Here is a 19804-nt window from a genome sequence, read left to right as displayed (position 1 = left end):
CCGGCACACGACGCGGCTCCGACGGGTGAGGAGGCTCCGATGGACGACGGAGGGCTCCCCGGCGCCCGTCCCGGCGTCGGCGCGCGGGCCGCGATGGCCGCGGTGCGCTGGTACCAGGTGTGGATCTCCCCGAACCTGATGCCGAGCTGCCGGTTCCACCCGAGCTGCAGCGCCTACTCGGTCGAGGCGTTCCGCGAGCACGGCTTCGTGCGCGGTCTCGGCCTCACCGTGTGGCGGTTGCTGAGGTGTGCCCCGTGGCACCCTGGCGGGTGGGACCCGGTCCCGCCGCGCCGGCGGCGCAGCGACGGGGTCCCGCGCAGCGGCACCGAACCCGATCCCGGGCCGGAGCAGACGTCCACCGACCCGCCCCGGACCGAAGGCCTCTCACGCGGTACGGACCGCTGACCCGCGGGCCCCGCCCGAGACCACGAGGAGCAACGCAGCAGTGCTGGACTTCATCTACTACCCCGTCAGCTGGATCATGTGGGTCTGGCACAAGGTCTTCGGCTTCGTCCTCGGTGACGACAACGGGTTCGCCTGGGCGCTGTCGGTCGTCTTCCTCGTCTTCACGCTGCGCGTGCTGCTCTACAAGCCGTTCGTGGTCCAGGTCCGCTCCATGCGCAAGATGCAGGAGATGGCCCCGGAGATGCAGAAGCTCCGGAAGAAGTACGCGAACGACCGCCAGAAGCTCGCCACGGAGATGCAGAAGCTCCAGCAGCAGAACGGCGCCAACCCGCTGATGGGCTGCCTGCCCATCCTGGTGCAGATCCCGGTCTTCATCGGCCTGTTCCACGTGCTCCGCGAGTTCAAGCCGGGCAAGACCGAGAACTACGTCTTCAACGCGGCGGAGAACGCCTCGTTCGTCGACTCCAGCCTGTTCGGCGCCAAGCTGGGCTCGGCCGTGTGGCCGCTGCAGAACACCGCGTCGGTCGCCGAGCTCGGCGGCAACCTCGTCTCGCAGTGGATCGTGATGATCCCGCTGATGATCGCGGCCGGCATCTTCACCCACATCACCGCGCGCCACTCGGTCGCCCGCCAGCAGGCGCAGATCGCCGCCGGCACCGTCGCGGCGAACCCGCAGGCCGAGATCATGCAGAAGCTGATGCTCTACGTGTTCCCGATCGGTGTCGTCGTCGGTGCGCCGTTCCTGCCGCTCGCGGTCCTCTTCTACTGGGTCGCCAACAACCTGTGGACCCTCGGCCAGCAGTACGTCGTCTACCGCAAGATCGACGCCGAGGAGTCGGACAAGGCCGAGAAGGCCACCGAGTCCGCGAAGGCCCGCGCCCCGCGCCCCGGCCAGAAGCCGATCCGCGACGCCCGTCGCGGCACCGCGGAGGAGGTCCGCGAGATCGCCGACGAGCCGATCGGCCCCGCCGAGGAGAAGGCCGCCGAGGCGGCGTCGCAGGCCCGCGCCACCGGGTCCGACGGTGCCTCCGCCGACACCGGCACCACCTCCGACGGGCAGCGCAACGGCGCGGCCCGCAACGGGAACGGGAACGGGAACGGCCAGAAGAAGCCCGGGGCCAAGCCGGTGCAGAAGCGCCCGGGGGCCAAGGCCCGGCGCGGCAAGCGTCGCTGACGACCCCACCGCACGACCCCTGCACGACCCCACAGGCACGACCCCACAGACCCCGGCGCGCCCCGCCGGCCCCGGCGGACCCCACCGCCGCGCGGGCCCGGACGCGACGGACCGCGAACCGTTGACGAGAGGAGTAGCGCGTGCCCACCACCGCCAAGGAGCCCGCCGAGGGTCCGGACGTGCAGGACAAGCCGTCCGGCGAGAGCCTGCTGATCCAGGAGGGCGACGTCGCAGGTGACTACCTGGAGCGCCTGCTGGACATCCTGGACTACGACGGCGACATCGACCTCGACGTCGAGGGCGGCCGCGCCATCGTCAGCATCGAGGGCGCCGAGGACGACCCCGACCTGCAGAAGCTCGTCGGTGACAAGGGCTCGGTGCTGGAGAGCCTGCAGGAGCTGGCCCGCCTCGCCGTCCAGCAGCAGCTGGGCAGCCGCAGCCGGCTGATGCTCGACATCGCGGGCTGGCGACGGCACCGCCGCGACGAGCTCACCGCACTCGGTCTGGAGACCGCCCAGGAGGTCAAGGCCAGCGGCGAGTCCGCGCGGCTGCGGCCGATGACGCCGTTCGAGCGCAAGGTCGTGCACGACGCCGTCGCCACCGTGAAGGGTGTCGTCTCCGAGAGCGAGGGCGAGGAGCCGCGTCGCCAGGTCGTGGTCCACAAGAAGTGACCACCTCCCCCATCCCGACCCCGGAGGTCGCGGAGAAGGTCTTCGGCGACCGGACCGGGCTGGCCGTCCGCTACGTCGAGCACCTCGCGACCTCCGGGATCGAGCGCGGCCTGATCGGCCCGCGCGAGCGGGACCGGTTGTGGGACCGGCACGTGCTGAACTGCGCGGTCCTCGGTGAGGTCGTGCCCGCCGACGCCCGGGTCGCCGACGTCGGCTCCGGGGCCGGGCTCCCCGGGATCCCGCTCGCCCTGGCCCGCCCGGACCTGCGGATCGTGCTGATCGAGCCGCTCGCCCGACGGGTGGAGTGGCTCGGCGAGGTGCTGACCGATCTCGGCCTGGACATCGCCGTCGAACGGGGGCGTGCCGAGAAGCGGCCCGTTCTGCGACGATGGGAGGGGGCCGACGTCGTCACCGCCCGGGCCGTCGGACCGCTGGCCCGGCTCGCGGGCATCTGCCTGCCCCTGCTGCGGCAGGGGGGTGCGATGCTGGTGCTGAAGGGGGCCTCCGCCCCGGACGAGATCGCCCGCGACGCCGCGGCGGTCCGTGCGCTCGGAGGGGGCGAGCCCCGGATCCACGAGACCGGAGCCGGTGTGGTCGATCCGCTGACCACGGTGGTCGAGATCCCGCGGACCGGCGCGCCCCGCCGCATCCCGAGGAAGGAACGGCGATGATGGGTGCCGGAGCGCCGTTTCACGTGAAACACCGACCGGGCACGAACCGTCCAGGAAGCGAGGGTCGCGCATGAGTGCCGGATGGACCCCCATCGCGGACGAGGCCGAGCGGGCCGCACGCGTCCTGCACCCCGACCGGCACGGCATGCCCCGCCCGGCCGCGCGCCGCATCATGAGCGTCGCGAACCAGAAGGGCGGGGTCGGGAAGACCACGAGCACGGTCAACCTGGCCGCGGGGCTGGCCCTGCACGGCATCCGGGTGCTGGTGATCGATCTCGACCCGCAGGGCAACGCGTCCACCGCGCTCGGCGTCGAGCACCGCACCGGCACGCCGTCGGTGTACGAGGTGATGCTCGGCGAGATCCCGCTCGAGGAAGCCGTCGCGGTCAGCACCGCGTCGCCGAACCTGCTCTGCCTGCCCGCCACGATCGACCTGGCCGGCGCCGAGATCGAGCTCGTCAGCATGGTCGCCCGGGAGTCCCGGCTGGCCCAGGCGCTCAACGACGAGACGCTGTCCCGGCTCGACGTCGACTACGTGCTCATCGACTGCCCGCCGTCGCTGGGGCTGCTGACGGTCAACGCGTTGGTCGCGGCGTCCGAGGTGCTCATCCCGATCCAGTGCGAGTACTACGCGCTGGAGGGGCTCGGGCAGCTGCTGTCCAACATCGACCTCGTCCGCTCGCACCTGAACACCTCGCTGCACGTGTCGACCATCCTGCTGACCATGTACGACGGCCGCACCAAGCTCGCCGACCAGGTGACCTCCGAGGTCCGCCAGCACTTCGGCCCGACGGCCCTGCGCACGGTCATCCCGCGCAGCGTGAAGGTCTCCGAGGCCCCCGGCTACAGCCAGACCGTGCTCGCCTACGACCCCGGCTCGCGCGGCGCGATGAGCTACATCGACGCGGCCCGTGAGATCGCCGAGCACGGGGCGAGTGGCGCCTACCGCCAGGACGGTCGCTGAGATGGCCGAGCGCAAGGGTGGGCTGGGCCGCGGCCTCGCCGCGCTCATTCCCACCGGCCCGACGGAGGCCGGTGACCGGCCCGGGGGCAACGGACCCGGTGCGCCGCTGCACCGCCCGGGCCCGGCCGTCCGACGCGACGACCACGATCCCGAGACCCCGGTCGTCGACGGCGGGGCGGAATACCGCGAGATCCCGCTGCCGCGGATCGTCCCCAACCCCAAGCAGCCGCGGACCCAGTTCGACGAGGACCAGCTCGCCGAGCTGGAGCACTCGATCCGTGAGTTCGGGCTGCTGCAGCCGATCGTCGTCCGGCGCGCCGGTGTCGACTACGAGCTGATCATGGGTGAGCGCCGGTGGCGCGCCGCCCAGCGTGCCGGGCTGGAGACCTTGCCCGCGATCGTCCGGCACACCGCCGACGACGTGATGCTCCGCGACGCGCTCCTGGAGAACATCCACCGCGTCCAGCTCAACCCTCTCGAGGAGGCGGCCGCCTACGAGCAGCTGCTCGCCGAGTTCGGCGTGACGCACTCCGAGCTCGCCGACCGGCTCGGTCGCAGCCGGCCCGTCGTCACCAACATGATCCGGCTGCTGAAGCTGCCGGTGTCGGTGCAGCGCCGGGTCGCCGCCGGGGTGCTGTCGGCCGGGCACGCGCGCGCCCTGCTCGGCCTCGAGGACGCCGGGCAGCAGGAGGACCTCGCCACCCGGATCGTCGCCGAGGGCATGTCGGTCCGCGCGACCGAGGAGGCCGTCGTGCTCGCGCGGCAGGAGGGGCCCCCACGGGAACGCCGGGCCCGTCGTCGCGGCGAGCAGCGTCCGGAGTTCGTCGAGCGTGCCGACCGGCTGGCCGACATGTTCGACACCCGGGTGAAGGTCGAGATGGGTCAGCGCAAGGGCCGCATCGTCGTCGAGTTCGGGTCGGTCGAGGATCTGGACCGGATCACCGGGCTGATGGGCATCAGCGACCGCGACTGATAGGCACACCTGTCCCCTGCCCCGACGGCCGTCGTCCCCGTGGACGGCGGCCGTCGGCGTTTCCGGGTTCCTGTTCGGACGTGAGGTATCGAGCCGTGGAGCGGATCTGAGGGCGCCCTGAGACGGTCTCTGAGATGTCGTTCGGACATCCTGCTTGTGGGGAGGCCGAGGGGGGTTTCAGGAGGCGCAGGGGGTCGCTGAGGCACGGATGATGCCCGATTCGTCCGCTGTCTGGTCATCTCGCTGTCGGCTGGGGCGAAAGGCCCGCAGTGCGACCCGATCTGTCGTACGTACGTCTACATCTGGCCGTGTCGACGGTCGCTGGAGGCGGATCGGTGCTTCACGGGGCGGCGGTGACGGGTTCGGGTGGTGCCGGGACGGGATGGTGGTCGGGGCGGCGCCTGCCGTGGGCGTGCGTGACCGGAGTGGGGTGGGGTCGCTGCTCCCGGTGGCGGTGTCGACCGTCGGTTCGGGGCGTGACCCGGACCGCGGGTGGAGCGATGCGGCAGTTTCCCGTGGAGCGGTTGTTTCACGTGGAACATCGACGGGGGCGGGGCCGTGTGTCGGTCTGCGCGGGGCCAGCGGTGGGACCTCGTGCGAGTCGTCGGCAGTGCGGTGCTCAGGACGGCGCCTCACACCACGGGCCCGTCATCGACTTCGGGCCGTGCGGTGGGCAGGCGCGACACCGACGCGTGGTCCCGCGGTCCGGGCTGTGCCTCGGAGGAAGCTTCTGGTGGGGCGTCGGCACTGCTGCGTCACCGGGTTCGTGCCGATGATCGGCGACGGTGTCGGACACGGCCGCCCTGTGTCCGTCGGCCCGGGGTGTGGTGTTCCGGGGTGGTTCTGCACTGCGCCCTCGCGCAGCTCGACCGCCGGCCTGGCGCGGGATGCGGGACTGGTCGGCGCGGTCTCGATTGCTTCTGGACCGGGTGGCGCTCAGGGGTCAGGTGACGTGAGTGGAACCGGGTGCTGTGGGACCGGGTGCTGTGGGGCTGGAGTTGAAGGGATGGGGTGGCACTGCGGGATCGAGTGGGCTGCGTGAGCGGATCCGGCTAGCCCGGGCAGTGCGGAACCTGGCGGTGCCGAACTCCGGAGGTGCCGAACCCCAGGGTGTCGACCCCCGGGGCGCCGAACCCCGGTGCCACCGAGCCGCGGGGCGCTGAACCCCCCGGTGTGCCGAGCCGCGGAGCGCTGAACCGGGGAGCGCTGAGGCACGGGTCGCTGGACCCCAGGGCCGCCGAACCCAGGGCCGCCGGAACCAGGGCGCTGAACCGCGGGGACACCGAACCTACCGACACCGTGGGCGGCGACAGCGCGGGCCGCGCCGTCATGCCCGAACCCCGGCGCCACCGAACCTGGCAGCGCGGATCCCCGGCGATACAGAACCCGGCGATGTAGAACCTGGCGAGGCCGGGCCAGCCTGCGTGTGCACGGGCCCTACGGGGCGGGACGGGGTGGCGCGGTGGGAACGAGCCGGTACGCCGCCGCAGAAGCCCAGCCGCGCCCCGAGTGAGGCAGATCAGATCGACCGGCACCCGGCTCCGTGCGCGCGTGTTTCACGTGGAACACCGTGCGGACGGTCGGGTGCCCACCGGCGCCGAACCGCCCGCCCGCGGCGCGCATGCCGTCGCCCCGCGGTGCCGGCTGAGCGTGACCTCGGCGACCGCCGGACGCGCCCACGTCCCACGAAGCCGGTTCTCGGTCGTCGTCCTGCTGGAGCGGAACCGGTCGTGGTGCGCATCCGACCGGTCCTCCCCCGGCCTCGACGCGCCGGCACAGAAAGTGCAGCAGCGGTGCGAGATCGCGGTCTGCCGGTGGGCGTCGGACACCGGCACTCGGTGGTGCGCGCCGTGCGTCCCGGCGTCGCCCGAGACCCGTCCTCCTCCGGGATCGCTCGGCGGTCCTCCGGGGATGCCCGCCCGACACCGATGCGACGGCCCCTGCTGCACGCCGGCTTCGGCCGTGCCCGGGTGGGCGGGACGGATCCACCCGCTGGGCGACTCCGTCACGGTGATGCGTGCTGCCTGGCAGCTCGACGCCACCCACGGCTCCCCCGGTGAGCGCGATCGAACCCCGCGGCGAGTGGACGACGATCCCTCCGGTGCACGGCGCGAAGGGCATCGGGCCGGTGGAGCCCCGAGCGTCGACGCGACCGTGACCGACGCCGCCGTCTTGCGGGTCCCGCTCCGGGCGACCGGTCCTGTCGCCGGCGTGCTCGGCCGATGTTCCACGGGAAACCACACGGCTGTGGTTCCACGTGGAACATCGCTCAGCCCTGTCGGGCCGCCGCGCGCTCGACGAGCGCCAGGTAGACCGTCGCGAGATCGGAACCGTCCGCGGCCACCGCGGTCGGGAGGAGCGAGGTGTCGGTCAGGCCCGGCGACACGTTCATCTCCAGGACGTGCACATGACCGTCGGCGTCGACGATCGCATCGGTGCGCGACACGTCACGCATGCCCAGCAGTCGATGTGCGGCCAGGGCAGTGTCGGCCAGCGTGTCGAGGATGTCCGACTGCAGCCGTGCCGGGCAGTGGAACGTGGCCGCACCGGGCGTGTAGCGGGACGTGTAGTCGTAGAACCCGGACTGCACCTCCACCTCCACCGCGGGCAGCGCGCGGGGTTCCTCGCGGTCGTGGACGACCGACACCGCGACCTCGGTCCCGGCGACGAACTGCTCCACGAGCACCGTCTCCGCGTAGGCGAAGCAGCTGACCATCGCGGCCGGGAGGTCCGCCGCGTTCCGGACCACCTGCACGCCGAGCGCCGAGCCGCCCTGGTCCGGCTTCAGCACCAGCGGTAGCCCCAGCCGGTCGACGATCGCGCCGAGCACACCCTGGGCGCCCAGCTCCCGGAAGGTCGAGTGCGGCAGGGCGACCCAGTCGGGCGTGGACAGGCCCGCTCGGACGAGCTCGGCCTTCACGCTCGGCTTGTCCCACGCCCGCCGGCACGCCCCGGACGGAGTCCCGACGAACGGGATGCCCAGCAGCTCCAGCACCTGCTGCACCGCGCCGTTCTCCCCCTCGCCGCCGTGCAGTGCGACGGCGACCGCGTCCGGCCGGTCGGTCGACAACCGCTCCAGCAGGCGCGCGTCGACGTCCCACTCGCGGACGTCGACACCGTTCGCGCGCAGCGCGCCCGCCAGTCGACGACCGGATCGCAGGGACACCTCACGCTCGTGGGACAGGCCTCCGGCCAGCACGGCCACCGTTCGATCGCTCACGCGGGCATTCTGCGCCATCAACGGGAACGCCCCGGACCGGGAGCCGGTCCGGGGCGTTCCACGTGAAACATCGCCGTCGTGGGACGGCGTCAGGTGGTGTCCGGCGACGGGCTCTGGGTGCCCCGGCTCAGCTCGGGGCGGACCGGCGTCCCGAAGGTCCGCACGACCTCCATCTCGGCCTCCAGGACCGCCGCGAGCCGCCGCACTCCCTCGGTGATGCGCTCGGGCGTCGGGAAGCAGAACGACAGCCGCAGCTGCCGGCTGCCGAACCCGTCGGCGTAGAAGCCGGTGCCGGACGCGTACGCGACCCGCGCGGTCACCGCGCGGGGCAGCATCGCCTTCGTGTCGACGCCCTCCGGCACGGTCAGCCACACGAAGAACCCGCCGTCGGGGACGTTCCAGGTGCAGCCCTCGGGCAGGTACGTCTCCAGCGCGGCCAACATCGCGTCGCGGCGCTCGCGGTAGTTCTCGCTGAACGTCTTGATCTGGCTGCGCCAGTCGTGGTGCGACAGGTAGCGCGACACCAGCATCTGCGTGAACGACGGCGGGCACAGCGTCGCCGACTCCGCGGCCAGCACCAGCCGGTCCCGCACCAGCGGCGGCACCAGCGCCCAGCCGACCCGCAGCCCGGACGCGAACGTCTTCGAGAACGACCCCAGGTACAGCACGTCCGGGTCGTAGGAACGCAGCGCCGGGTGCACCTCGCCGTCGAAGCCGAGCATCCCGTACGGGTTGTCCTCGACGACCATGACGCCGTAGCGGCGGCACAGCTCCAGGATCCGCGGCCTGCGCTCGTGCGCGAGCGTCACGCCGGCCGGGTTGTGGAAGTTCGGGATCGTGTAGAGGAACTTCGGGACGACGCCCTGCCGGGCCAGGGACTCCAGCGCCTCGTGCAGCAGCTCCGGGACCAGCCCGTGCTCGTCCATCGCGACGTGCACGACCCGCGCCTGGTAGGCGGCGAAGCTGCCCAGCGCGCCGACGTAGGACGGCCCCTCGGCCAGGACGACGTCACCCGGGTCGACGAAGATCCGGGTCAGCAGGTCGAGGGCCATCTGCGAGCCGACGGTGACGACGACGTCGTTCGGGTCGGCCTCGATGCCCTCCTCGCGCATGACCTCGCAGATCTGCTCGCGCAGCTGCGGGACGCCCTGGGCGGAGCCGTACTGCAGCGCGGACATGCCGTCCACGTCGACCAGCTCGGCCACCTCGCGGGCGAGGGACTGCAGGGGCAGCGCCGCCAGGTTCGGCATGCCGCCGGCCAGCGAGACGACCTCGGGGCGGCTCGCGACGGCGAACAGCGCCCGGATCTCCGACGCCGTCATCCCGGCGGTGCGGGTCGCGAAACGCTCGGTGGGGGCGAGCGGGACCACGGCCCCCTCCCCTGCCGCCGCTGCTGCCGCGGCCGCGGGACGGCGGACGTCGGGCTGCTGCGGGCGGTCGGGCAGGGTCATCGCGTGCTCCTCTGCGAAGGGAAGGACCCGCCGAGTGTAACCGCGACGGGTGATCGGCCCGCCCTTCGTCGTGACGTTCGTACCGGTGAGCACTCTCGGGGTGACGGGATCGCGGAAATCCACCTACTCTCGGGCTGCGCGGGTCACCGGACCCGGGGGTGGCCAGGGGGGACGGCCGCTCCGGCGCCGGGGTCGGGACCACGCCCCGGACGGGCCGGACCGCGCAGCAGCGCGTGCAGCGCGTGACGACGACATCCGGAGGTCGGTTTCCGTGTCCTGGCATGTTGCCGCGCTCAACCTCGACAACCTCGGCGATCTGCCGAAGCGGTGTCGGAACTGCGTCTACTGGGAGCTCTCGCCCCAGCTGGCGGAGCAGGCCGAGGGGTACGGCACGACCGACCTGGAGAAGGAGGCCTGGCTGTCCGAGGTGCTCCTCGAGTGGGGTTCCTGCGGCCGGGTCGTCTACGTCGGCGGTGCCCCGGCGGGGTACGTGCTGTTCGCGCCGCCGGCGTCGGTCCCCCGCGCCACCGAGATGCCGACCGGCCCGGTCAGCGCCGACGCCGTCCTGCTGACCACGATGCAGGTGGCTCCGGAGTTCTCCGGCGAGGGGCTGGGCCGGGCGCTCGCCCAGGCCGTCGTGAAGGACCTGACCCGGCGCGGGGTGAAGGCCGTGGAGGCGTTCGGCGACGCCCGCCCCGGCACCGAGTCCGACTGCGTCGTCCCCGCGGACTTCCTGCGCTCGGTCGGTTTCAAGACCGTCCGCCCGCACCACCGCTGGCCGCGGCTGCGGATGGAGCTGCGCTCGGGGCTGGAGTGGAAGTCCGACGTCGAGGCCGCGCTTGAACAGCTGTTCAACACGGTGACCATCCCGATGCAGAGCGCGGCGCCGCGTCCGACGGCGACACCGGCCCGTGCGGGGTCCTGCCGACTGTCGTTCACGCCACCCACAGGGACGATCTGAGGGCGCTCTGAGCGGGCCGTGAGCGGCCTGCCGGGCTCGGCCCCGAGTGGACGGGGCCGAGCCGGGTTCTGCAGGTCGTGGCGGGCCTCAGACGGCCCGGATCTCGTCCCGGGTGTACTCACGGGCCAGCACGTCGTTGAAGGTGAACGTGCCGGTGGGCTGGTCGTCCTGCCCGAGCAGGTAGAGCCGCTTGACGGCGACGAGGATGCCCTCGGCGACGACGTCACGGAAGCCGGGGTCGAGCAGCTTGCGGCGGTCCCCGAGATGCGTCAGGTACCCGACCTCGACGCGGACGGCCGGCATCCGGGTCCGGCGCACCAGCTCCCAGGTGCACGTCTGGCTACGGCAGTCGAGCATCGAGGTCCGGGTGAGCAGCTCGCGCTGGATCAGCCCGGCGAGCGCCTCGCCGACATTGGACGTGGTGCCCGACCCGTTGCCGAAGTAGTAGGTCGCCAGACCCTGCGCGTGCGGGCTGAAGCTCGCGTCGGTGTGCAGCGACACGACCAGGTCCGCGCCGACGTCGTTGGCGAACTGCGCGCGCTCGCTGTCCGGCGGGTTGCCGTTCTCCGGGCGGGAGAGCAGGGCCTCCATCCCGGTGGCCGACATGCGGCCGACGACCCGGCGGGCGAGGTCCCACATCAGGTCGGCCTCGGTGACCCCGCCGACGTCGACGCCGCGGTCGTGTCCGCCGTGGCCCGGGTCGATGACGATCCGCTTGCCACGCATCCGCGGCCCGGCACGGCGCAGCAGCTCCTGCTCACGCAGCAGGTGCGGACGACCGCCGGTGACCTTGCGGCCGAGCTGGCGCAGTGCGCGCAGCGTCTCCGGCCCGCAGACACCGTCGGGGGTCATGCCGTAGTCCCGCTGGAAGCGGATCAGGGCCTGCTCGGTCTGCTGGTCGAACAGCCCGCTCGGCCGGCCCGGGTTGTACCCGAGCTCGAGCAGGCGTTCCTGCAGGTGAGCGACGTCGTCGCCGGTGGTGGGGGTGGAGAGCGTGAACGACAGCATCCGGTCGCCCAGGCTCCATCCCGCCTCCCGCAGCGCGCGGGCGGTGTCCGGGCCGACGATGCCGTCGGTGATCAGGCCACGGCCCTGCTGGAACATGCGGACGGCGCGGTCCACGCCGTCGTCGAACATGTCCTGGGCGCGCGAGCCCGGCGGCACCGCCGGGAGCAGACCGAGCTGTCCCAGCGTCGTCCGGATCTCGCGTACGGCCGGACCGCAGTCCCCGCGCCGGAGCAGCTGCATGCACCCCTCGCTCGCAGTCGTGAGGCGCCGTGCGACGCCCGTGATGGGTCGGTTTCGCCCGGTGACCGGACGCGTGCCGGACTCATTGTGCCCTGCCCGACCCCCGGAGGAGTGCAGCGGGGCGGATACGCGCGTGTCCCGGTTGTGATCAACCGGGACACGCAGCGTGATGTCTGTGCGCTATACGGCGCACGGAGTGTGATCAGATGTGGTCGGCGAGATCGGCGAGCAGCGCCGCCTTCGGCTTCGCGCCCACGATCTGCTTCACCGGCTTGCCGCCGGAGAACAGGATCATCGTCGGGACCGACATGACCTGGTAGTCGCGAGCGACCTCCGGGTTGGCGTCGATGTCGAGCTTGGCGACGGTCAGCTTCTCGGAGTTCTCGCCGGCGATCTCGTCCAGCACCGGGGCGACCATCTTGCACGGGCCGCACCAGGTGGCCCAGAAGTCGACCAGGACGGGCTTGTCGCTCTTCAGGACGTCCTGGTCGAACGAGCTGCTGGTGACGTCGACGGTGTTGTTGCCCATGGGGTTCTCCTTCGGTCGCGGATGCGGGTCTGGTGGGTGCCGGTGGGCGGTCAGTGCGCGGCGTCGGCGACGGCGGCCGCCGGGGCGGTCTCCTCCGAGCCGTAGCTGCCACCGACCAGCTCGGAGCTGACCTCGTGGCCGGCCAGCCAGCGCTCGGCGTCGATCGCGGCCGAGCAGCCGGAGCCGGCGGCGGTGATCGCCTGGCGGTAGGTGTGGTCGACGAGGTCGCCACAGGCGAAGACGCCCGGGACGTTCGTGTAGGTGGTACGTCCGTCCACCTTCACGTACCCCTCGTCGTCGACGTCGACCTGGCCCGCGACCAGCGCGCTGCGCGGGTCGTGGCCGATCGCGACGAACATGCCGGTGACGTCGAGCGTGCTGGTCTCACCGGTCACGGTGTCGCGCAGCTGCAGCTGCTTGACCGAGCCCTCGCCGGTCACCGCGGTGACCTCGGAGTTGGTACGCCAGCGCATCTTCGGGTCGTTCTTCGCGCGCTCGTACATGATCTTCGAGGCACGGAACTCGTCGCGACGGTGGATGACCGTGACGGTCTCGGCGAAGCGGGTGAGGAAGGTGGCCTCCTCCATCGCCGAGTCGCCACCGCCGATGACGGCGATGTTCTGGTCGCGGAAGAAGAAGCCGTCGCAGGTGGCGCACGAGCTGACACCGCGGCCGAGGAGCTCCTGCTCGCCGGGGACGTGCAGGTAGCGGGGGGCGGCACCCATCGCGAAGATCACCGCACGGGCCCGGAAGGTCTCCTTCCCGACCCGCACCTCCTTGACGTCGCCGTCGAGGCGGACCTCGTCGACGTCCTGCGGGCGCAGGTCGGCGCCGAAGCGCTCCGCCTGGCCGCGCATCTGCTGCATGAGCTCGGGGCCCATGATCCCCTCGGTGAAGCCCGGGTAGTTCTCCACCTCGGTCGTGGTCATCAGGGCGCCGCCGAACTGGCTGCCCTCGAACACGAGCGGGGCGAGCTGGGCCCGCGCGGCGTACACCGCGGCGGTGTAGCCGGCCGGCCCGGACCCGATGATGATCAGGTTGTGCACCGTGTCGTCGGTGGTCACCGGTACCGATCCCTCCTGGCGCGCCCGCGAGACGGGCGCGATGACGGGGCCTGCGGGTGCCGGCCCTGCTGGCCGGCTCCTGCGTCGTGGCTGCCGTATGGCTCGAACGCGATCCTAGACAGGGGCATTCCCGCCCGTCGGTCCCGCCGAACGTGGCCAGGGTGACGCGGGCGTCGCCGGTGCCCTGCCGGGTCAGCCGGTGGTGGTCTCGGCGAGCACCCGTGCGGAGCCCGGCCCGCAGTCCGGTGGTACGACGACGAGCCGGTAGCGGCCCCGTTCCGGTGCGCCGAGGACCAGCAGGACCGCCGGACGGCCGTCCACGGCGTGCGGGCGGGCCGCCAGGAACGGCGCGTCCGGCCGGGCGGCGCCGGCAGCGGTGAGGCAGGCGCGGACCCGGGCGGGGTCGTCGAGCGCACCGACGGGTGCCGCCGCGCCCGCGGCGGCGGACCGGAGCTCCTCCGGCGCGGTCCCGGCGACCGGGACGACCTCCGGGACCGTGGGGGCGAGCGCGGCCGCACCGGCGACGGAGACGACGACCGCCGCCGCGGCGACGGCGAGCGCCCGCCAGGGGGTGCCCCGGAGGCTGTGGGCGGCGCTGCGTCCGGCGGTCCTCAGCGGGCCGCTCCCGCCTACCGGGAGCGCGTGGGAGTGCGGTCCGGTGGCGCTCCCCGACGCCTCCGCGACGAGCCGTGCCCGCATCCGCGCCGCCACGTCGTCCGGCATCGCCACCGGGCCGAGCTCCCGGGCCACCCGGGCTCCGACCTCGACGAGGTCTTCCTCGTCGACATGACACGAAGCAGGTGCTGCGTGGTTGTCGTCGTTCTGACGATTGGCGCGGCCCTCATTGTCGTCGAACCGGTGAGAACTACTCATCCCTCGTCCTCCCGCAACACAGGGGCCAGCCGGGCCCGTGCGCGGGCCCGGCGGCTCTTCACCGTCCCGGGCGCCACGGCCAGCATCTCCGCCGCCTCCGCGACGCCGTAGCCGAGGCCGTCCACGAGCACCAGGGCCGCCCGCTGGTCCGCCGGCAGCAGGGCCAGCGCGTCGGAGACGGCGAGCCGCACCACGAGCCCGCCCGCGTGGTCCCGGGCCGCGACGACGGCCTCCAGCGTCCGCAGCCGGTCCCTCCGCCGTCCGGCCGCGCGGAGCCGGTCGACGCAGTCGTTCACGAGGATCCGGTGCAGCCACGTCCCCGTCGCCGCATCACCACGGAACCCGGGCGAGCGGAGCGCGGACAGGAACGCCTCCTGCACCGCGTCCTCGGCCTCGGCCCGGTCGCCGAGCATCCGCAGGGCCACCGACCAGAGCCGGTCGGCATACCTCCGGAACATCTCGTCCAGATCGGGCTGGGCCCGGTCCGGGATCCGGTCGACGGTCGTCACCCGCGCACGGTAGGCAGCGCGACGGAGTGCCCACGGGCGTTGCCGGGCCGGTCCGTCGCGATCGCGAACGGGTCGGCTCAGGGGGCGGTGCGGCGGAAGGTGACGTCGTCGATCTGGGTCTGGTTGTTCGGACCCAGGTTCGTGATCCACAGCAGCACGTGCTGGGTGGGGCGGCTCGGGTCGAGCTCCACCGTCGTCCGTCCCGTGGACAGGGTGACGGTGTCGAGCAGCGTCGTGTCCGCCAGCGTCGGCGCGGCGGACGGGGCCGAGCGGACCTGCACGACCGCGCCCGCGGTCGGCGAGTCGATGGTGAGCCCGGTGAGCGGTTCGGCGGCGCCGAACGAGGCCAGCACACCGATCCCGGGCTTGAGCGCCGGGAAGGGCTGGAAGTAGCGGCTCGTGCTCCACACGGTGGAGGGGTCGCCGTCGACGACGTTGCCGACGGTGCCGGCGTTGTCCGCGTCGCCGACCGGGTCGAACACCGTCGCCGACACGCCCTGCACCGCGACGCCCGTCCCCGACGTCGCGGCCGGGCCCTGCGGGGCGGGCACCTGCTGCTGCACCGGTGCGCTCGCCGCGGGCGGGATCACGACCGGCGGGGTGCCACCGCCACCGAACAACATGCCCAGCTGCACGGCCACCCACCCGAGCAGGGCCAGCACACCGACGGCGAGCACTCCGAGACCGATCCGCAGGTTGCGGCGGCGCCGGGGGTCGTTGCGGGTGTCGGGCAGCCGGTCGGAGTCCTGCCACACGTCGTCCGGCTCGGCGGGGGCGCCGTCGTGCACCGGCGGGAAGAACGCCTGGTCGGCGTCCTCCGCGACGACGTCCGCCAGCATCCGGTGCATCGCCGCGGCGGTGTGCACCCGGCTGACGCCGTCGCCCTGGCCGAGCGCTCCGCTGCACAGCGTGTCCAGCTCCAGCGGCACCCCGGGGCGCAGCTGCGACGCCGGGCGCAGCCGGCCCGCGGGCGTGCGGTCGGCGGCGACGAGCCCGGCCCGGGCGGCGTCGGACACCGACAGCGGCCAGCGCCGGGTGAGCAGGCAGTAGAGGATCCCGCCGAGCCCGCGGACGTCGTCGGCGGCGGACACCGACGGGCGGGGGAGCAGGAAGGCCAGCATGGCGCGGCCGTCCGGGGTGATCCGGACCCGCTGCGGGTGGTCGCAGCCGAGGACCAGGCCCTGCTGGTGGGCCTCGGTGGCGGCGGCCGACAGGGTCTCGACGGCCTTCGCGGCCCGCTGCGCGCGGACCGGGCCCTCGGCCACGGTCTCGGCCAGCGACCGCCCGGGCACCCACTCGGCGACGGCGGCGCCCAGGACGTCGGCCGGCAGGCCGTGCGTGCCCGGGGCCAGGACGTCGAGCAGCCGGGCACTGCCGGAGTGCTCGAAGCAGCCCGAGCGCAGGGCGCGCACGATCATCTCGCCGGCGCGGGCGGTGCCCTCGGGGTCGTCGGAACGGTCGTCTGCGGGCAGCCTGCGCAGCAGCGTGACGCCGACGGGACGGCGCAGCACGGTGTCCTCGGCGCGCCAGAACTCCGCCCCGGCGGCCGGGTCGGACCCGATCCGCTGGCGGAGCACGTAGCGCTCGGTGAGCGGCGAACCCGCCGTCGTGCTCGCGGTCTCGCGGACGGCCGGGATGCGCTCGGTGGGCCGGGCCTGGGCCGGAACGGCGGGAACGGCGGCCGTCGGCTGTTCGTCCGCGGGCGCCCCGGCGGTCCCGGGCGCGTCGGCGGTCGCCGCGGCGTCGACGGGGTCGAGCGACGGGTGCGGACGAGGTGCCACGTCGTCCTCGACGGGGTGGGGGCCGGTCCGGGCAGTGCGCTCGCCGATCTGCCCGCTCAACGGCCTCGCCCTCCCCTGGCGCTCGGTGTCGTGTCCGGCGTCAGCCTACGGCACTCGGTCGGATGCGGACGAGCCGAGAACACGCCCCCGGACCCGTCTCCCCTGTCTTCGGCGGCGGGTGCCGATCGGTTTGCCCACCCATCCTCGCGATTCGCCCGGAAGCAGGGGTGATGCGACGAGCGGTCAATACCGTACGGCGAACGACGTCGGTGTTCCTTGTCTCCCCCGATCCCTCCCCCGATGTCTCCCCGACGTCCGTCCCGGGCTCAGGAGCGGTGGGCGCGTCCGGACGGCGCAGGCCCCGGTGGCACGGGGGCGTCGGGGGGCGGGCCCGGTCCGGGGCCGGGTCCCGGGCCACCGGACGGACCGGGTGCGGCGGCCGGACGCAGCCTGCGCAGCACCCGTCGGACCACCAGGACCACGAGGACGCCGCCCGCGATCGCGGTCAGCCAGACGGTGACCGTCCCGTAGACGGTCGACCGGACCCGCAGCCGGGTGTCCGGCCCGAGCGCGACGCCGTCCGGGGTGAGCAGACCGGCGTCCACGCTGAACACCCCGGAGCGGGTGACCTGGGCGCTGACCCGCACCTGGACGCGGCCGCGCGGCGGTACCGCCTGCACCTCGATCGGGGCGACCCGCAGACCGGTGGTGCTCGACAGCACCACCCGCACGTTCATCGTCACCGGCAGCCCGTTGGCGACGGTGATCAGCAGCGGTGCGTCGCTGGTCCCGAGCGAGTACGGGCTGGGCGGCTCGACCACCCGCACCGAGGCACGGATCTGGGCCACCCGGTCGGCGACGACGGTCTGCTCCTGCTCGGCGCGCGCCGGGTCGCCCCGCCACCACGACGACACCGCCCGCAGGGTGCCGGTCACCAGCGGGTCGAACACGTCGGCGGGGCTCGCCCCGACCCCGGTGCGGGCCTCGGCCGCGGCGCGCAGCGCCTCGATCGTCCTGACCTGGTCGGCCACCCCGGACACGACGCTCCCCGGGATCTCCGCGCCGCCGGCCTGCGGTGGGTAGAACAGCTGTGTCCCGCCGGTCCGGATCTCGCCCCCGGTGAGGGTGGGCAGGCCGGTCGGGGCGATCCGGCCGTCCTCGATCAGCGAGGTCAGGGCGGTCAGCACTCCGGCGGCGGCCGGTCCGTCCGCGGCCCAGCGGTGCGGCGGCGCGACGACCAGCGGCCCGTCGGCCTCCCCGGCGCGCAGCGCGAGCGCCCCGGCGAGGTCCTGGCCGGCGAGCCCGCCCGCGGCCCCCTGCTGCACCTCGACACCGGCGGGTCCGGTCGCGGCCTCGGTGAGCAGCGGGTCGGTGAGCAGCGCGGACTCGTCGCCGTCCCGGCCGGCGCCGCCGGAGCCGCCCACCCGCACCCGGCCCGACGCCGTCGCGCCGGTGACCCCGTCGGCGGTGAGCAGCAGCCGGGTCCCACCGCCGAGCGCGTCCAGCGTCGCCTCGTCGACGACGCCGTCGACGGGCCACACGACGCCGTCGAGGACCGTGGTCCCGAGCTCGGCGGACAGGGTCCGGCGGCCGCTGTCCAGCGCGGTCCGGGCGAGGTCGGCCTGACCGCCGCGGACCAGGGCGACCAGGTCGGCGTCCGACGGCGGCAGGGCGATCACGCAGGTCCCGCGCGCGGCCGCGGTCAGCGCCGCGAGCCACTGGCCCGCCGCCTCCGCGCCGCGCCCCGGCTCGGACTCGTCGGGGCCGGTGACGACGTCGTAGCCGTCGCGCATGGCCGCCGCGGTGGCGACGAGCTCGGGGTCGATCGCCAGGCAGAGCGCGGACCGGGTCGGGGACCCGGCGGGCGCCGCGGAGCCCAGCGCCTCGACCAGGCCGCGCAGCCGCCCGCCCTCGGCGAAGGAGACCGCGAGGTCGTCGTCGGTCAGCAGCGGCGGTTCGCCGGGCAGCGGCGGGACCCGGCGCGGGGGGTCGGTGATCGGGTACAGCATCGTCACCGGCGCGGCGGCCCCCGGCGCCGGCGGCGACGCGGCCCCCGGGAGCGACGACACCGGCAGCAACGTGCGGACCCCGGCCAGCCGCGACGGCGCGCCGTCGACGGTCCCGTTGAGGTTCACCAGCAGCGGGTAGGTGCCCGGGCCGGGCAGCGCCAGCGTCGACTGCGGGGGCCCGGTGAGCGGGACGGCGTAGCGGAACGGGACCGACGCACCCGACGGGAGCGGGCCGAGGTCGGCGAACAGCGGCGTCGCGTCGTCGACCGCGGCCTCCCCGGCCAGCGCGGTCCGCAGCGCCGCCTCACCGGTGAGCGCCGGCCCGCGCTGCACCCGGACGGACAGGTCGTCGACGGTCCCCGGGCCGGTGTTGGTGACGGTGCCGGTGACGACGAGCTCGCCCGGCCCCGCCGACGTCACCACCCGCGGGGTCATCGTGGCGACGTCGAGCCGGACCGGGGCGGCGGGCTGCTGGGCCGGTTGCCGCAGCGGTTGCTGCACCGGACTGTCCCGGGCGGCCGCCTGCGGGGCGCCCGCCGGGAACGCCGCGGGGAGGAACAGCGCCACCACCGCGGTGAGCACGATCGCGACCAGGGCCGCGACCCGGCTCACGCCGTCTCCTCCAGCAGGTCGGCCGCATGCCGGATCAGCCGGCGCTCGTCGGCGTAGGCGAGACGGCCCTCGAGCTCGTCGAGCGGAACCCAGGCCACCTCGGAGACCTCGACGTCCTCGTCGCAGAGCTCGCCGCCGCGGGCGCGCATCAGGTAGTGGTGGACCGTCTTGTGGACGCGCCGGTCCTCGGCGACGAACCAGAAGTCGATGGTGCCCAGGGGAGCCAGCACCTCACCGATGATGCCGGTCTCCTCCTGCACCTCGCGCACCGCGGCCTGCTCCGCGGTCTCACCGGCCTCGATGTGGCCCTTGGGCAGCGACCACAGCAACCGGCCCCGGCGGTCCAGCCGGCCGATCAGCGCGGCGGCGCCGGTCTCGGGGTGCACGACGAGCCCACCGGCGGACGTCTCGTCCACCGTGCGCAGCCGGCGACGACCGTCCGGGGACCGGTCGGAGCGCCCGGCACGGCCGGCGCGTGCGCTCCGGCTCTCACGGCCGGGTTCCGCGCCGCGCCCTGCCGAGGAGCGGCCGCGGGAGGGGGACATGTGGCGATGGTAACGAGGAGGTGGCCCGAAGGGGGGTCGACGAGCCGCCCGCGGCCGCGGCGTCACCCGGTCGCCCCGTCGTCGATCACCGGTCGGACGGTGCGGGACGACCGGAGGACCCGTGCCCGGCGGCCGGGCGCGTTG

General features: G+C 73.9%; 17 protein-coding genes. 7 read left to right on the top strand and 10 right to left on the bottom strand.

Features of this window, described 5'->3' with window-relative positions:
* The first annotated feature begins 39 nt into the window (after positions 1-39).
* From yidD to Ae331Ps2_RS10110, 6 genes are all read left to right on the top strand, one after another.
* Positions 40-405 (top strand): membrane protein insertion efficiency factor YidD, encoded by a 366-nt coding sequence (gene yidD, locus Ae331Ps2_RS10135; protein WP_020622602.1) that lies wholly within the window; start codon positions 40-42, stop codon positions 403-405.
* Positions 406-445: 40 nt separating this feature from the next.
* Positions 446-1579 (top strand): membrane protein insertase YidC, encoded by a 1134-nt coding sequence (gene yidC, locus Ae331Ps2_RS10130; protein WP_075309285.1) that lies wholly within the window; start codon positions 446-448, stop codon positions 1577-1579.
* Positions 1580-1758: 179 nt separating this feature from the next.
* Positions 1759-2250 carry a R3H domain-containing nucleic acid-binding protein gene (locus Ae331Ps2_RS10125; protein ID WP_139319064.1) on the top strand — a complete coding sequence of 164 codons (492 nt, stop codon included), beginning with the start codon at positions 1759-1761 and terminating at the stop codon, positions 2248-2250.
* A complete protein-coding gene (gene rsmG, locus Ae331Ps2_RS10120) occupies positions 2247-2921 on the top strand; it encodes a 16S rRNA (guanine(527)-N(7))-methyltransferase RsmG (protein ID WP_075309287.1) in 675 nt (224 codons plus the stop codon). The genes Ae331Ps2_RS10125 and rsmG overlap by 4 nt, the downstream gene beginning before the upstream one ends.
* Before the next feature lie 70 nt (positions 2922-2991).
* Positions 2992-3885, top strand: a complete 894-nt coding sequence (locus tag Ae331Ps2_RS10115) for a ParA family protein (protein ID WP_075309289.1) — start codon at positions 2992-2994, stop codon at positions 3883-3885.
* A 1-nt stretch (position 3886) separates the two neighbouring features.
* Positions 3887-4858, top strand: a complete 972-nt coding sequence (locus tag Ae331Ps2_RS10110) for a ParB/RepB/Spo0J family partition protein (RefSeq protein WP_075309291.1) — start codon at positions 3887-3889, stop codon at positions 4856-4858.
* 2269 nt (positions 4859-7127) lie between these two features.
* Here Ae331Ps2_RS10110 and Ae331Ps2_RS10105 read toward each other — a convergent pair.
* On the bottom strand, positions 7128-8078 hold the full coding sequence (locus tag Ae331Ps2_RS10105; protein ID WP_075309293.1) for a D-alanine--D-alanine ligase: 951 nt from the start codon (positions 8076-8078) through the stop codon (positions 7128-7130).
* Positions 8079-8167: 89 nt separating this feature from the next.
* Positions 8168-9529 (bottom strand): PLP-dependent aminotransferase family protein, encoded by a 1362-nt coding sequence (locus Ae331Ps2_RS10100; protein ID WP_233147687.1) that lies wholly within the window; start codon positions 9527-9529, stop codon positions 8168-8170.
* A 271-nt stretch (positions 9530-9800) separates the two neighbouring features.
* On the opposite strand from Ae331Ps2_RS10100, the gene Ae331Ps2_RS10095 reads away from it, so the two are divergent.
* Positions 9801-10490: a GNAT family N-acetyltransferase gene (locus tag Ae331Ps2_RS10095; protein ID WP_075309295.1), complete on the top strand. Its 690-nt coding sequence runs from the start codon at positions 9801-9803 to the stop codon at positions 10488-10490.
* Between the two features lie 87 nt (positions 10491-10577).
* Here Ae331Ps2_RS10095 and Ae331Ps2_RS10090 read toward each other — a convergent pair whose 3' ends face one another.
* The 8 genes from Ae331Ps2_RS10090 to Ae331Ps2_RS10055 all read right to left on the bottom strand — a co-directional run bounded on the left by Ae331Ps2_RS10090 (position 10578) and on the right by Ae331Ps2_RS10055 (position 19660).
* The gene (locus Ae331Ps2_RS10090; RefSeq protein ID WP_075309297.1) at positions 10578-11738 is read right to left on the bottom strand and encodes an N-acetylmuramoyl-L-alanine amidase; all 1161 of its coding nucleotides are present in this window, start codon (positions 11736-11738) and stop codon (positions 10578-10580) included.
* A 202-nt stretch (positions 11739-11940) separates the two neighbouring features.
* A complete protein-coding gene (trxA, locus tag Ae331Ps2_RS10085; protein ID WP_020622767.1) occupies positions 11941-12267 on the bottom strand; it encodes a thioredoxin in 327 nt (108 codons plus the stop codon).
* A 50-nt stretch (positions 12268-12317) separates the two neighbouring features.
* Positions 12318-13331: a thioredoxin-disulfide reductase gene (trxB, locus tag Ae331Ps2_RS10080; protein ID WP_075309299.1), complete on the bottom strand. Its 1014-nt coding sequence runs from the start codon at positions 13329-13331 to the stop codon at positions 12318-12320.
* Positions 13332-13523: 192 nt separating this feature from the next.
* On the bottom strand, positions 13524-14204 hold the full coding sequence (locus Ae331Ps2_RS10075; RefSeq protein ID WP_139318880.1) for a hypothetical protein: 681 nt from the start codon (positions 14202-14204) through the stop codon (positions 13524-13526).
* Positions 14201-14713 carry a sigma-70 family RNA polymerase sigma factor gene (locus Ae331Ps2_RS10070; RefSeq protein WP_020622546.1) on the bottom strand — a complete coding sequence of 171 codons (513 nt, stop codon included), beginning with the start codon at positions 14711-14713 and terminating at the stop codon, positions 14201-14203. The genes Ae331Ps2_RS10075 and Ae331Ps2_RS10070 overlap by 4 nt, the downstream gene beginning before the upstream one ends.
* A 77-nt stretch (positions 14714-14790) precedes the next feature.
* On the bottom strand, positions 14791-16554 hold the full coding sequence (locus tag Ae331Ps2_RS10065) for a protein kinase family protein (RefSeq protein WP_075309303.1): 1764 nt from the start codon (positions 16552-16554) through the stop codon (positions 14791-14793).
* A gap of 266 nt (positions 16555-16820) precedes the next feature.
* The gene (locus Ae331Ps2_RS31905; protein ID WP_075309305.1) at positions 16821-19115 is read right to left on the bottom strand and encodes a DUF6049 family protein; all 2295 of its coding nucleotides are present in this window, start codon (positions 19113-19115) and stop codon (positions 16821-16823) included.
* Entirely contained in the window at positions 19112-19660 is a 549-nt protein-coding gene (locus Ae331Ps2_RS10055) for an NUDIX hydrolase (protein WP_212611744.1), read from the bottom strand. Before Ae331Ps2_RS10055 ends, Ae331Ps2_RS31905 begins: the two co-directional genes overlap by 4 nt.
* Between the last annotated feature and the right edge of the window lie 144 nt (positions 19661-19804).

Origin of the sequence: Pseudonocardia sp. Ae331_Ps2 (genome assembly GCF_001932405.1) — a bacterium.
Classification (GTDB): Bacteria; Actinomycetota; Actinomycetes; order Mycobacteriales; family Pseudonocardiaceae; genus Pseudonocardia.
The sequence above is the reverse complement of the archived record's forward strand: the minus strand, read 5'-3'. Positions and strand labels throughout refer to the sequence as shown.

Bases quoted from the DNA above. Each gene is read 5' to 3' on its own strand.
- yidD (WP_020622602.1), top strand. From the start codon at position 40: ATGGACGACGGAGGGCTCCCCGGCGCCCGTCCCGGCGTCGGCGCGCGG.
- Ae331Ps2_RS10115 (WP_075309289.1), top strand. From the start codon at position 2,992: ATGAGTGCCGGATGGACCCCCATCGCGGACGAGGCCGAGCGGGCCGCA.
- Ae331Ps2_RS10110 (WP_075309291.1), top strand. From the start codon at position 3,887: ATGGCCGAGCGCAAGGGTGGGCTGGGCCGCGGCCTCGCCGCGCTCATT.
- Ae331Ps2_RS10100 (WP_233147687.1), bottom strand. From the start codon at position 9,529: ATGACCCTGCCCGACCGCCCGCAGCAGCCCGACGTCCGCCGTCCCGCG.
- Ae331Ps2_RS10090 (WP_075309297.1), bottom strand. From the start codon at position 11,738: ATGCAGCTGCTCCGGCGCGGGGACTGCGGTCCGGCCGTACGCGAGATC.
- trxA (WP_020622767.1), bottom strand. From the start codon at position 12,267: ATGGGCAACAACACCGTCGACGTCACCAGCAGCTCGTTCGACCAGGAC.
- Ae331Ps2_RS10075 (WP_139318880.1), bottom strand. From the start codon at position 14,204: ATGAGTAGTTCTCACCGGTTCGACGACAATGAGGGCCGCGCCAATCGT.
- Ae331Ps2_RS10055 (WP_212611744.1), bottom strand. From the start codon at position 19,660: ATGTCCCCCTCCCGCGGCCGCTCCTCGGCAGGGCGCGGCGCGGAACCC.